Annotated in this window: 15 protein-coding genes; 3 read left to right on the forward strand and 12 right to left on the reverse strand. The window is 57.9% G+C overall.

Features of this window, described 5'->3' with window-relative positions; all coding sequences use genetic code 11:
• Positions 1-14 precede the first annotated feature (14 nt).
• Entirely contained in the window at positions 15-908 is an 894-nt protein-coding gene (locus ABLU95_RS07005) for a TIGR01777 family oxidoreductase (RefSeq protein ID WP_218810704.1), read from the forward strand.
• On the opposite strand, the gene ABLU95_RS07010 is transcribed toward ABLU95_RS07005, so the two are convergent.
• Positions 888-995, reverse strand: coding sequence for a hypothetical protein (locus ABLU95_RS07010; protein WP_262962604.1), 108 nt, complete (start codon positions 993-995; stop codon positions 888-890). The genes ABLU95_RS07005 and ABLU95_RS07010 overlap by 21 nt on opposite strands.
• Before the next feature lie 128 nt (positions 996-1,123).
• Here ABLU95_RS07010 and ABLU95_RS07015 point away from each other — a divergent pair, with 128 nt between their 5' ends.
• Positions 1,124-1,651 (forward strand): GNAT family N-acetyltransferase, encoded by a 528-nt coding sequence (locus ABLU95_RS07015; RefSeq protein ID WP_065804893.1) that lies wholly within the window; start codon positions 1,124-1,126, stop codon positions 1,649-1,651.
• 5 nt (positions 1,652-1,656) lie between these two features.
• Here ABLU95_RS07015 and hisP read toward each other — a convergent pair whose 3' ends face one another.
• From hisP to argT, 5 genes are all read right to left on the reverse strand, one after another.
• A complete protein-coding gene (hisP, locus tag ABLU95_RS07020; RefSeq protein WP_002913206.1) occupies positions 1,657-2,430 on the reverse strand; it encodes a histidine ABC transporter ATP-binding protein HisP in 774 nt (257 codons plus the stop codon).
• A gap of 7 nt (positions 2,431-2,437) precedes the next feature.
• Positions 2,438-3,154 carry a histidine ABC transporter permease HisM gene (gene hisM / locus ABLU95_RS07025; RefSeq protein WP_002913207.1) on the reverse strand — a complete coding sequence of 239 codons (717 nt, stop codon included), beginning with the start codon at positions 3,152-3,154 and terminating at the stop codon, positions 2,438-2,440.
• Positions 3,151-3,837: a histidine ABC transporter permease HisQ gene (locus ABLU95_RS07030; protein WP_023290521.1), complete on the reverse strand. Its 687-nt coding sequence runs from the start codon at positions 3,835-3,837 to the stop codon at positions 3,151-3,153. The genes hisM and ABLU95_RS07030 overlap by 4 nt, the downstream gene beginning before the upstream one ends.
• 66 nt (positions 3,838-3,903) lie before the next feature.
• On the reverse strand, positions 3,904-4,686 hold the full coding sequence (gene hisJ / locus ABLU95_RS07035) for a histidine ABC transporter substrate-binding protein HisJ (RefSeq protein WP_002913209.1): 783 nt from the start codon (positions 4,684-4,686) through the stop codon (positions 3,904-3,906).
• 267 nt (positions 4,687-4,953) lie between these two features.
• Positions 4,954-5,736 (reverse strand): lysine/arginine/ornithine ABC transporter substrate-binding protein ArgT, encoded by a 783-nt coding sequence (argT, locus tag ABLU95_RS07040; protein ID WP_004180753.1) that lies wholly within the window; start codon positions 5,734-5,736, stop codon positions 4,954-4,956.
• Positions 5,737-5,776: 40 nt separating this feature from the next.
• Here argT and ABLU95_RS07045 point away from each other — a divergent pair, with 40 nt between their 5' ends.
• Entirely contained in the window at positions 5,777-5,938 is a 162-nt protein-coding gene (locus ABLU95_RS07045; RefSeq protein ID WP_032424512.1) for a hypothetical protein, read from the forward strand.
• A 65-nt stretch (positions 5,939-6,003) separates the two neighbouring features.
• On the opposite strand, the gene ABLU95_RS07050 is transcribed toward ABLU95_RS07045, so the two are convergent.
• The 6 genes from ABLU95_RS07050 to accD form a co-directional block, all read right to left on the reverse strand.
• Positions 6,004-6,588: a UbiX family flavin prenyltransferase gene (locus ABLU95_RS07050; protein ID WP_080901560.1), complete on the reverse strand. Its 585-nt coding sequence runs from the start codon at positions 6,586-6,588 to the stop codon at positions 6,004-6,006.
• A 137-nt stretch (positions 6,589-6,725) separates the two neighbouring features.
• Positions 6,726-8,243, reverse strand: coding sequence for an amidophosphoribosyltransferase (gene purF, locus ABLU95_RS07055; RefSeq protein ID WP_004180758.1), 1,518 nt, complete (start codon positions 8,241-8,243; stop codon positions 6,726-6,728).
• Between the two features lie 33 nt (positions 8,244-8,276).
• Positions 8,277-8,765, reverse strand: a complete 489-nt coding sequence (gene cvpA, locus ABLU95_RS07060) for a colicin V production protein (RefSeq protein WP_023290523.1) — start codon at positions 8,763-8,765, stop codon at positions 8,277-8,279.
• Positions 8,766-8,983: 218 nt separating this feature from the next.
• Positions 8,984-9,679, reverse strand: a complete 696-nt coding sequence (dedD, locus tag ABLU95_RS07065) for a cell division protein DedD (protein ID WP_023290524.1) — start codon at positions 9,677-9,679, stop codon at positions 8,984-8,986.
• Positions 9,669-10,937 carry a bifunctional tetrahydrofolate synthase/dihydrofolate synthase gene (gene folC / locus ABLU95_RS07070; protein WP_262962593.1) on the reverse strand — a complete coding sequence of 423 codons (1,269 nt, stop codon included), beginning with the start codon at positions 10,935-10,937 and terminating at the stop codon, positions 9,669-9,671. The genes dedD and folC overlap by 11 nt, the downstream gene beginning before the upstream one ends.
• Positions 10,938-11,012: 75 nt before the next feature.
• On the reverse strand, positions 11,013-11,933 hold the full coding sequence (accD, locus tag ABLU95_RS07075) for an acetyl-CoA carboxylase, carboxyltransferase subunit beta (protein ID WP_004201773.1): 921 nt from the start codon (positions 11,931-11,933) through the stop codon (positions 11,013-11,015).
• Positions 11,934-12,044: the final 111 nt, after the last annotated feature.

Below are 12,044 nucleotides of genomic sequence, written 5' to 3' on the forward strand. Positions count from 1 at the left end.
GTCAGGGAGGTGGTATGAAGATCCTGCTTACTGGTGGTACCGGCCTGATTGGCCGACATCTGATACCCAGATTGCTGGAGCTCGGGCATAGCGTCACGGTCTCCACCCGACATCCGGATACCGCCCGCGCCCATCTCGATCCGCGCGTCACGCTGTGGCGCGATTTCGAGGGCCATCACCACCTCAATGACATCGATGCCGTCATCAATCTGGCGGGCGAGCCCATCGCCGATAAACGCTGGACCGCCGAACAGAAACAGCGCTTATGCCATAGTCGCTGGGATCTCACTCAGCGGTTGGTGGGCCTGATCCACGCCAGCGACACCCCTCCCTCCGTGCTGATCAGCGGGTCAGCCACCGGCTATTACGGCGACCTCGGCGAAGTGGTGGTGACCGAAGAAGAGCCGCCGCACAATGAGTTTACCCATAAGCTCTGCGCCCGCTGGGAGCAAATTGCCTGCGAAGCGCAAAGCGAGCGCACTCGCGTCTGTCTGCTGCGCACCGGCGTGGTACTGGCGCCGCGGGGCGGTATTCTCGGCAAAATGACCCCAGCCTTTAAGCTCGGCCTCGGCGGGCCTATCGGCAGCGGCAGACAGTACCTGGCCTGGATCCATATCGACGATATGGTTAACGGCATTCTGTGGCTGCTGGATAACGATCTGCGCGGCCCGTTCAATATGGTTTCGCCCTATCCCGTGCATAACGAGCAGTTCGCCCACGCGCTGGGTCATGCGCTCAATCGACCGGCGATTTTCCGCGTCCCCGCCGCCGCCATCCGCCTGCTGATGGGCGAATCGGCCGTCCTGGTGCTCGGCGGTCAGCGTGCGCTGCCTAAGCGACTGGAAGCCGCCGGCTTCGCCTTCCGCTGGTACGATCTCGACGAAGCGCTAAAGGATGTGCTGAGTTAATGGCTGACACGGGGGAGCATTGGCTCCCCTGATTCCATTCTGCTGGCTAATGCCCCACGCCTGGATGGCCTCAGCCTGGCGTTGCAGCGTCGCCCTATCCCGGACAACCCGCGCCCTGAAGCGCCTGAGTTCATCGCCAGCGGGCCGGTTCGCCGGTGTTACCAGGCGGAGTAAAGTGCTAAGGTAGGCCTTTCCTTCATTGTATTGACTGCTTTATGACGACCATCACCACGCCTCGCCTTTCGCTTACCCGCTTTGTTACCGATGACTGGCCCTTTTTTCTGCGCCTGCGCCAGGATCCGCAGGTGATGCGTTTTATGGGCGAAATGTTAAGCGAGGAGGCGTTGCGCAGCGTGTTCGCCAGTCGCTGCGCCGATCCCGGCGTGTATGTTCTGCGTAATCAGCGCGGCGATGCGCTGGGCGATATTGGGCTTCGCATCAGCCCTAAAAATCCGCACGAGGCCGACGTCGGCTATGCGCTGCTGCCCGAGGCTCAGGGAAAAGGGTATGCCAGCGAAGCGCTGCGGGCGATCTGCGATTATGGTTTCAGCACGCTGGGGGTGCGGGCTATCAATGCCTGGGTTTTGGCAGAGAATCGTGGCTCATCGCGCCTGCTGGAGAAGCAGGGCTTTGTACGCACGCAGGTGCTGGAGAAAGCCTATCATCTGAACGGCGTCGATTACGATGACTGGATCTACCGGCTGGAGCGTGGATCCCACCCGGCGCCCGCGGACGCCGGGTGAGCCGTTTATTTCAGCGAACCTTTCAGAAACTGCTGCAGGCGCGGGCTTTTCGGCGCGCCGAACAGCGCGTCCGGATGCCCTTCTTCTTCAATTTTTCCCTGATGCAGGAAAATGACATGCGAAGAGACGTGGCGGGCAAAGCCCATTTCGTGGGTCACCACCACCATGGTTTTCCCCTCTTCCGCCAGCTGCTGCATAATGCGTAACACTTCGCCCACCAGCTCCGGATCCAGCGCGGAGGTCGGCTCATCAAACAGCAGCACCTCCGGCTCCATCGCCAGCGCGCGGGCAATAGAGACACGCTGCTGCTGGCCGCCGGAAAGATGCACCGGGTATTTCGCCTGCTGACGTTCATCTATCCCGACCTTGGCCAGGTATTTTACCGCCCGTTCGCGCGCTTCCTGTTTGCTTAAGCCCAGCACCTGAATCGGCGCCTCCATGACGTTCTCCAGCACCGTCATATGGCTCCACAGATTGAAATGCTGAAACACCATGGTCAACCGGGTGCGCAGCAGGCGCAGCTGGTTCTTGTCGGCTACCTTCAGCTGGCCGTCTTTATCCCGTACCAGGCCAATATTCTGGCCGCTGACGACGATCGTGCCTTCGCTCGGTTTTTCAAGGAAGTTAATACAACGCAAAAAGGTACTTTTCCCGGAACCCGATGAACCGATGATACTGATAACGTCCCCGGCTTTCGCCTGCAGCGAGACGCCCTTCAGCACCTCGTGTTCCCCATAGCGTTTATGCAGATCGATAACGTTTAATTTATTGTCGGACATGGCGTTCTCAATGCGTTGAAGAAGGTTTGATATGCTGCAACCAGCGCTTTTCCGCTTTGCGGAACAAGCTAATCAGCACATACGAGATAATTAAATAGAGCACCGCGGCGATGCCGAAGGCGGTGAACGGCTGATAGGTGGCCGAGTTGATATCGCGGGCGATTTTCAGCAGATCCGGCACCGTGGCGGTAAACGCCAGCGCCGTTGAGTGCAGCATCAGGATCACTTCGTTACTGTAGGCCGGCAGCGCAATCCGCAGCGCGGAAGGCAGGATGATGCAGCGGTACAGTTTGACCGAAGAGAAGCCGTAGGCCCGCGCCGCTTCAATTTCGCCCGCCGGTACCGAGCGGATCGCGCCAGCGAAAATTTCGGTGGTATAGGCGCAGGTGTTCAGGGTCAGCGCCAGCACCGTACAGTTTAACCCGCTGCGGAAAAAGGCGTTCAGCAGTTCAGTGCCTTTGACGATTTCCAGGGTGTACATGCCGGAGTAAAAGACCAATAACTGCACGTACAGCGGCGTGCCGCGAAATATGTAAGTAAACAGCCAGATGGGAAACTGGATGAACTTATTGCTCGAAACGCGGCCGATTGCCAGAAAGACCGCCAGGATGCCCCCCATGACCACCGAAGAGATCAGCAACCATAAGGTAATCGCCACGCCGGTAAAGCGATACCCGTCGGTCCACAGCAGTGATTTCCAGTACTCCTGAATAATTTCAATCACAGGTCAGCCCTCTTCACGCCAACGGTATAGCGGCGTTCGAGCAGCAGCAGTACGCCATTAGACAGGGTGGTAAACACCAGATAAATCAGGCCGCAGACGATGGCGAAGTAGAACGGCTGCCAGGTGCTTTTGCCCGCCAGCTGCGTGGCTTTGACCACATCCTCCAGCCCCAGCAGCGAGACCAGCGCCGTCGCCTTGAGGATAACCTGCCAGTTGTTGCCGATCCCCGGCAGCGCGTAGCGCATCATCGCCGGGAACAGGATGCGCCGGAACGTCTGCCCGCCGCTGAAGCCAAAGGCGGTAGCCGCTTCGATATGCCCCTTCGGCACCGCCAGGTAGGCGCCGCGGAAGGTTTCCGTAAAATAGGCGCCATAGATAAAGCCAAGGGTAATTATCCCGGCGATCATCGGGTCAATATCAAACTGCGACATGCCCAACGCGTCGGTGACGCTGTTGAGCGCAATCTGCAGGCCGTAGAAAATCAACAGCATCAGCACCAGGTCGGGGACGCCGCGGATCAGTGTGGTATAGCCTTCAAACACCAGCGCCAGAGGACGGTTGCTCGATAGCTTTGCGCCCGCGCCCGCCAGCCCGATCAGGACGGCGAGAACGACCGAGCTGAGCGCAAGCTCCAGGGTGACGAGCGCACCCTGCAAAATAACCTGTGAAAACCCATACAGCATGCTGCCTACCCTGTCTGTCATCCACCACTGCGCGTGAATCGGACGCGCAGTGGTGAGGCGTGAGAATTATTCGCCGTATACGTTAAAATCGAAATATTTTTTCGCCAGCTTGTCGTAGGTGCCGTCCTTACGCATCTCTGCAAACGCCTTATTCAGCGCTTCACGCAGTTCGTTGTCTTCCTTACGCAGCCCCATACCGGTGCCGACGCCGAACAGCTTTTCGTCTTTAATCGACGGACCGCCAAACTGGTAATCTTTACCGATAGGCTGTTTCAGGAACCCTTCGCTGGCCGCGACCTCATCCTGGAAAGCGGCATCAATACGGCCGGCGGTCAGGTCGGAATAGATATTGTCCTGTCCCTGATAGGAGACAATCTCGATACCTTTCGGCGCCCAGTGCTCATTACCATAAGTTTCCTGCGTCGTGCCCTGCAGCACGCCCACGCGCTTACCCTTCAGGGTGGCGAGGTCCGGCGTCACGGGGCTGCCCTTTTTCACCACCAGACGCGAATCAGCCGCATACAGTTTGTCGGTGAAAGCGATTTCCTGCTGACGCTTTTCGGTAATTGACAGCGAAGACATAATCGCGTCGATTTTCTTCGCTTTTAAAGAGGGGATCAGCGCATCCAGCGGGTTTTCCACAAAGGTACATTGGGTATTAATACGCTTACACAGCTCTTTTGCCAGATCGATATCAAAACCCACCAATTCCCCCTGCGCATTCTTCGATTCGAAGGGAGCATAAGTCGGATCGGTACCGATACGAATTTTTTGCGGAATAGCGGCAAAGACCGTGGAAACGCTGGAAAGGGCCAGCGCTAAAGAGAGAGACAACGCCAGTTTTTTCATAACTATCCTCGACAGACTGTCATTCTAACGGGTTTATTAGAACTATTAACACCAGTTATCGTGCCATTATTCGCCCCTTGAGGGCAAAGATTTATGCACCAGAAAGGCCATTTTTTTGCATCACAAACGCTTAACTATGCATTTTTTAGCCACAAAAGCGGCCGCCTTTGCACTAAAATGATCCACAGCGTCTGGCGATGCACCTTTTCAGGGCTTTTACACGAGCGTGGCGGCAGGCCCACCCGATAGCGCGGGCCTGCGGCAGTCTTAGTCGCCGTAGACGTTAAAATCGAAGTATTTCTTCGCCATTTTGTCGTAGGTGCCGTCTTTGCGCATCTCGCCCAGCGCTTTATCAAACGCGGCTTTCAGCTCGGCGTCGTCCTTACGCAGGCCGATACCGGTGCCGTCGCCAAAGTACTTTTTGTCTTTAACGGACGGGCCGGCGAAGGCGAAATCTTTCCCGGCGGGCTGTTTGAGAAAGCCTTCGCTGGCGGCGACTTCATCCTGCAGCGCCGCATCCAGACGACCTGCGGAGAGGTCGGAATAGATCAGGTCCTGATTTTGATAGGCCACCACGTCAACGCCCTGGCTGCGCCAGCGATCGTTAGCATAGGCTTCCTGCGTGGAGCCCTGCAGCACGCCGACGTGTTTACCTTTCAGCGCCTCCAGCGTCGGCTGGATCGGCGAGCCTTTGGCCGCGATCAGACGGGAGTCGGCGGCATAAAGCTTGTCAGAGAAGGCGATCTCTTGCTGGCGCTTCTCGGTGATGGAGAGCGAGGAGATGATGGCGTCAATTTTCTTCGCCTTGAGGGAGGGGATCAGGGAGTCAAAATCACTGCCGACCCAGGTACATTTCACCTTAATACGGGAGCACAGTTCATTGCCTAAATCGATATCAAAGCCAACAAAGTCCCCTTTCGCGTCTTTCGACGAAAACGGCGCATAGGTCGCGTCAGTGCCAATGCGAATGCTCTGCGGCAGAGCAGCGAACACGCTGGCCGTGCTGCTCATTCCCACGAGTAAAGAGAGAGCCAGAATCGTCTTCTTCATACAGTACCCTTAAGTGTCGTGATGTGGTGCGTTGCTTGTTATGGTGATTGCCGAGCAATCCTGCAGTTTTTGTGCCATCTTCCCGGTGCGTGCCGGGAACAGGGTTAAATTTGTTAAAATAAAGTTGCAAGATTGTCTTAAAAGGGAAGATACCAGCATTACTGGCGAAACCGCAGCGCCTGAGCGCAAAAAGACGAAATAAATGTCGAGGATTTGATCGGGGCGACAAATTTGCACCACCGCAGCGCAAGCGTACATTTCACGCACCTATTTGGTGCAATCCTGTGCCCCTTGCCAGCGAGTAAACAACTCTTGTTCCAGGCTAATGTCGAACTGATCGAGCACCCGGTTGACGGTCTGGTTGATAACATCATCCAGGCTTTGCGGCCGATGGTAGAAGGCCGGCACCGGCGGCATAATCACCGCCCCCAGCTCCGCGGCCTGCACCAGCAGGCGCAGATGGCCAAGATGGAACGGGGTCTCCCGCACGCAGAGCACAAGCGGACGACGCTCCTTCAGCACCACATCCGCCGCCCGCGTCAGCAGACCATCCGTGTAGCTATGGACAATACCCGAGAGCGTTTTCATTGAGCAGGGTAAAATCACCATCCCGGCGGTTTTAAACGAGCCGGAGGAGATGCTGGCGGCGATGTCGCGGGCATCATGCACCACATCAGCCAGCGCCTGTACTTCACGCACGGTAAAGTCGGTCTCCATCGCCAGCGTCTGGCGCGCCGCCTGGCTGAGGATCAAATGGGTTTCAATATCCGGCACATCCCGTAGCACCTGCAGCATCCGCACGCCATAGATGGCGCCGCTGGCGCCGGAAATGCCAATAATCAGTCGTTTCACGTTCAGTTACCCCTTGCGCGTCGTGCCGCAGACTTTGCCGGATTATAGCCGTTGGCGCAACCATTGACGCACGGTTGCCGGGCGAAAAAAAGGCCCGCCGTCCATCAGAAACGGCGGGCCCGCGACGCGCGAACGGCTTAACCCTCGTTGTGCATCTCGAGGTTTTCGACTTCGTTCTGCAGCTGGACCGCTTTGGCATCATCGTTACGCAGGGAATCGAGGTAGTCGAGGTACTGCTGGTCGACATCCCGGGTGACGTATACGCCGTTGAACACTGAGCATTCAAACTGCTGAATATCCGGATTTTCCGCGCGCACCGCTTCGATCAGATCGTTGAGATCCTGGAAAATCAGGCCATCGGCGCCGATGATCTGGCGGATCTCATCCACTTCGCGGCCATGGGCGATAAGTTCGTTGGCGGTCGGCATATCGATACCGTACACGTTCGGGAAACGAATTTCCGGCGCGGCTGAGGCCAGATACACTTTTTTCGCCCCTGCTTCGCGCGCCATCTCGATGATCTGCTCCGAGGTGGTGCCGCGGACGATGGAATCGTCCACCAGCAGCACGTTCTTATCGCGGAACTCCGCACGGTTGGCGTTGAGCTTGCGGCGCACAGACTTACGACGCAGCTGCTGACCCGGCATGATAAATGTGCGGCCGACGTAGCGGTTCTTCACGAAGCCCTGACGATAAGGCTTGTCAAGGATGCGGGCGATCTCCAGCGCGATATCGCAGGAGGTCTCCGGGATCGGGATAACGACGTCAATATCCAGATCTTCCCACTCGCGGGCAATCTTTTCGCCCAGCTTAGTCCCCATATTGACGCGGGCGCTGTAGACGGAAATTTTGTCGATAAACGAGTCCGGACGGGCAAAATAGACATACTCGAACAGGCACGGGTTGCTGACCGGGTTATCGGCGCACTGGCGGGTAAACAGCTGGCCCTTCTCGGTAATATAAACCGCTTCGCCCGGCGCCACATCGCGCAGGAATTCAAAGCCAAGGGTGTCAAGCGCCACGCTTTCCGAGGCCACCATATACTCGGTGCGGCCATCGCCTACGTCACGTTTGCCCAGCACCAGCGGACGAATGCCGTTCGGGTCGCGGAAGGCCACCATGCCATGACCGATGATCATCGCCACGCAAGCGTACGCGCCACGGATCAGGCGGTTGGTCGCCGCAATCGCGGCAAAGATGTTGTCCGCTTCCAGTGGGTAGTGACGGAAGTTATCCAGCTCACTGGCGAAAATATTGAGGAGGATTTCGGAATCTGAGGTGGTATTGATATGGCGGCGTTTTTCTTCAAACAGCTTTTTACGCAGCTCATGGGCGTTGGTCAGGTTGCCGTTATGCGCCAACGTGATGCCATACGGCGAGTTGACGTAAAACGGCTGCGCTTCGGAGGCGCTGGAGCTGCCCGCCGTGGGGTAACGCACGTGGCCAATCCCCATATTGCCCTGCATACGCTGCATATGGCGGGCTTCGAATACGTCGCTTACCAGCCCGTTAGCCTTACGCAACCGGAAGCAGTTGTTGGCATCAATGGTGATGATGCCAGCGGCATCCTGTCCACGGTGCTGGAGCACCGTTAGCGCATCATAAATCGACTGGTTAACCGGCATAACACCGGCGATACCGACAATACCGCACATACGTCTTTTCCTCGTTCAGCAACGACCCAAAGTCTATACTTTAGGCAAGAAACTTGACGAGCTTTGCAGGTATTCAAAAAACCATCTGATGACGGGGGTAAAATAGGGAATAAACTGCGACTGCTGCCAGTCATCGCTCTTCGCCATCCCGGTAAAGGTGTCAAGGAAGAACAGGATAGCGGCGATGATCAGCACCCCACGTAGCGCGCCGAAGCAGATCCCCAATACCCTGTCGGTACCTGACAAACCGGTCTTCTCCACCAGCTGGCCTATCACATAGTTCACAATAGCGCCAACGATGAGCGTCACGATAAACAGCGCCGCAATAGCAATCCCATTTCGAACCCGTTCATCCTCAAAGCCCGTAAACCAGACAGACAGGTCAGCGTAGTAGTGGCTGGCGACATAAAACGCGCAACCCCACGTGACTAACGATAAAGCTTCGCGAACGAAGCCGCGGATCAGGCTGACCAGGCAAGAAAGACCCAGCACCGCCATAATGGCGTAATCAATCCAGACCATATACGTCCCACGATTTTACGCCCTGTCGTCCAGTTCGGGGCGCATTCTAACAGAAAAAGAAAACGTTTGCGTAGGGATTTCCTTGCCCTACAGAAATAAAAATGGCGCTGAAAAAACATTCAACGCCAGACTGCCTTTCGCCTCTTCAGGGCGGCTGAGACAGGGTTTGCGGGGCGTTTAGCCCCGCCGCGTTCTCTCCGCATGGCGGAAAAAAACCATCAGTTCGGGGTGAAGCCCATCACCACCCCGCTGAGCCCGGAGATCTGTTGCAGATCGCCCAACTGGCCCTTCAGCTTGTCTTTTGACGCATCCGGGCCGACGAGGATACGGGTAATTTTACCCTGTACCGGCGTCGAAGGCGACGTATAGACTTTGAAGCCCGATGCCCGTAGCTTACCGACGATCTCGTTCACCTTATCGGCGTTCTTCAACGCGCCCAGCTGGACCACATAGGCCTTGCCGGTCGGCGCCGGCAGGGCCGCCTGCTGCTGCGGTGGTTGCTGCTGCTGAGGCTTAGCCGGCGGAGGGGTAGGCGTCGCAGCCTGCTGTTGCGGCTTCGGCTGCGGCTTCGGCTGGGGTTTAGGCTGCGGTTTCGCGGCAACCACCGGCTCCTGAACGTCATCGAAGCTGTTGCTGTTCACCGGGATACGCGACGGATCTAACGATGGCGCAGCGGCATCGCCAGCCCGCACCTCCTCCGCCGCCCCTTCCGGCGGCTGCGAAGGCAGCGCCTGAGTCGCCGCCGGCAGCATATCCGGTTCATCGCGATCGCCGGGTTTCGGCACCAGCGGGATCGCGGCAAACTCATCCTGATAATGCTTTTTCTGCCCGTCCAGCAGCCCTGGCAGGATAATCACCCCCAGCGCCACCAGCACGATTGTCCCGACTAAACGGTTCTGAAACTTACTCGCCACCGATTCTCCCCGCGTCAATCTCTTCCATTACCTGCGCTACCGTGTGAAATGAACCACACACCAGCACTGTATCTTCCGCTTGAGCGTCAGCCATGGCCGCGCGCCATGCCTGCGCCACGCTGCTATAGACTGTGCCGCCACGCAAATGTTCCACCAGCTGCTCCGCCGTCGCCCCGCGCGGACCCTCCAGCGGCGCGCAGTACCAGACGTCAACTTCCGGCGTCAGATTGGCCAGCGTACCGGCGATGTCCTTATCATGCAGCATACCAATAACCGCCAGCACGCGTCCCGTTTTCGCTAACGTTTTGAGACGCCCGGCGAGATAAGCCGCCGCGTGCGGGTTATGCGCCACATCGAGGATCACCCGCGGGGCGTCACTGATTATCTGAAAGCGTCCCGGCAGCATCGCGTCGCGGATCCCCGCGCGCAGGATAGCGTCATCGACGGCAAGGCCGCTGGCGCGCAGCGCCGCCACGGCCGTGGCGGCATTCGGCAACGGCACCTGAGGCAGAGGCAGGCGGCTTAACGCCCCGCCCGCGTCGCGGAAGGACCATGTCTCGCCTTCCACCTCATAGCGCCAGTCGACGCCGCGGCGCTGGAGCAGCGCGCCCTTCTCGCGCGCCACTTCAGCAATGGTGTGCGGCATATCCGGCTCCCCTACCACCGCCGGTTTACCGGCACGGAAGATACCGGCTTTCTCCCGGCCGATACTGTCGCGATCCGGTCCCAGCCAGTCGGTATGATCGAGGGCGATGCTGGTGACCACGGCGACGTCGGCATCCACGATATTGGTGGCGTCGAGACGGCCGCCGAGGCCCACCTCCAGGATCACCACGTCCAGCTGCGCCTGCTTAAACAACCATAGCGCAGAGAGCGTGCCGTACTCAAAATAGGTCAGCGAGATGTTGCCCCGCGCCGCTTCAATCTCCGCAAACGAGGCCGTATGCGCTGCCTCCGGCAGTTCCGCTCCCTGAATGCGCACGCGTTCGGTGTAGCGCACCAGATGCGGAGAGCTGTAGACCCCCACTTTATAGCCGGCCGCCATCAGGACCGTTTCCAGCGTGCGGCAGGTGGTGCCTTTGCCATTGGTGCCCGCGACCGTAAAGACGAACGGCGCCGGTTTGACGATATCCATCTGCCGCGCGACCTCGCTGACGCGCGCCAGCCCCAGGTCGATGGTTTTACTGTGCAGATGTTCCAGATAAGAAAGCCACGTAGCCAGGGGCGACGTGGCCTGAGGAATAGGATCTTTTTCCATGATGCCCGCAAGAATTGACGGTTAACGCGTTTGAATAAAAAAGGGCAGCGCCGCCAGGCCCTGCCCTCTGCTTTATCAGGCCTCGGGTTCCTGATCCGGTGCCGGCGGCACCACCACGCCTTCATGAGGCGTTTCCGAAGCGGCAACCGGCGCCGGCAGGTTCATCAGCTTCGCCAGAATGCTGGCCAGCTTGAGACGCATTTCCGGACGGCGAACGATCATATCGATCGCCCCTTTTTCAATCAGGAACTCACTGCGCTGGAATCCCGGCGGCAGCTTCTCACGTACGGTCTGCTCAATGACGCGAGGACCGGCAAAGCCGATCAGCGCTTTCGGCTCGGCAATGTTCAGGTCGCCCAGCATCGCAAAGCTCGCCGATACGCCGCCCATGGTCGGGTCGGTCAGCACAGAGATGTACGGTAATCCGCGCTCCTGCATTTTTGCCAGCGCCGCGGAGGTTTTCGCCATCTGCATCAGCGACATCAGCGCTTCCTGCATACGGGCGCCACCGGAGGCGGAGAAGCAGATCAGCGGGCAGTTATCTTCCAGCGCCTGCTCCACCGCGCGCACAAAGCGTGCGCCAACGACGGAACCCATCGATCCCCCCATAAAGGAGAATTCAAAGGCCGCGGCCACCACCGGCATCGCGTAGAGCGTACCTTTCATCACCACCAGCGCGTCTTTTTCGCCCGTCTCTTTTTGAGCGGACGCCAGGCGGTCTTTGTATTTTTTTGAATCGCGGAACTTCAGCACATCTTTTGGCTCAAGTTCGCTACCCAGTTCCACCAGGGAACCTTCATCCAACAGGCTATGCAGGCGATTACGCGCCGACATGCGCATATGGTGATCGCACTTAGGACAAACCTCCAGGTTGCGCTCCAGCTCGGCGCGGTAGAGTACCTGACCGCAGCTGTCGCACTTGGTCCATACACCCTCAGGAATGCTCGCCTTGCGGGTGGGAGTGATGTTGCTTTTAATTCGTTCAATCCAGCTCATTGATAACCTTTCTGCCTGAACCTGGTCGATGCCAGTTTTGTCGTAAGGGGCGCATAATGCCATTTTTGCCTCTTACAGACCATGAATGTTGCACATTAAATCATATCATCC

Origin of the sequence: Klebsiella sp. GG_Kp146 (assembly GCF_040061975.1) — a bacterium.
GTDB lineage: Bacteria > Pseudomonadota > Gammaproteobacteria > Enterobacterales > Enterobacteriaceae > Klebsiella > Klebsiella quasipneumoniae.

Bases quoted from the DNA above. Each gene is read 5' to 3' on its own strand.
- accD (WP_004201773.1), bottom strand. From the start codon at position 11,933: ATGAGCTGGATTGAACGAATTAAAAGCAACATCACTCCCACCCGCAAG.
- ABLU95_RS07015 (WP_065804893.1), top strand. From the start codon at position 1,124: ATGACGACCATCACCACGCCTCGCCTTTCGCTTACCCGCTTTGTTACC.
- cvpA (WP_023290523.1), bottom strand. From the start codon at position 8,765: ATGGTCTGGATTGATTACGCCATTATGGCGGTGCTGGGTCTTTCTTGC.
- purF (WP_004180758.1), bottom strand. From the start codon at position 8,243: ATGTGCGGTATTGTCGGTATCGCCGGTGTTATGCCGGTTAACCAGTCG.
- ABLU95_RS07005 (WP_218810704.1), top strand. From the start codon at position 15: ATGAAGATCCTGCTTACTGGTGGTACCGGCCTGATTGGCCGACATCTG.
- ABLU95_RS07045 (WP_032424512.1), top strand. From the start codon at position 5,777: ATGGTGATTGCCGAGCAATCCTGCAGTTTTTGTGCCATCTTCCCGGTG.
- hisP (WP_002913206.1), bottom strand. From the start codon at position 2,430: ATGTCCGACAATAAATTAAACGTTATCGATCTGCATAAACGCTATGGG.
- folC (WP_262962593.1), bottom strand. From the start codon at position 10,937: ATGGAAAAAGATCCTATTCCTCAGGCCACGTCGCCCCTGGCTACGTGG.
- ABLU95_RS07030 (WP_023290521.1), bottom strand. From the start codon at position 3,837: ATGCTGTATGGGTTTTCACAGGTTATTTTGCAGGGTGCGCTCGTCACC.
- argT (WP_004180753.1), bottom strand. From the start codon at position 5,736: ATGAAGAAGACGATTCTGGCTCTCTCTTTACTCGTGGGAATGAGCAGC.
- hisJ (WP_002913209.1), bottom strand. From the start codon at position 4,686: ATGAAAAAACTGGCGTTGTCTCTCTCTTTAGCGCTGGCCCTTTCCAGC.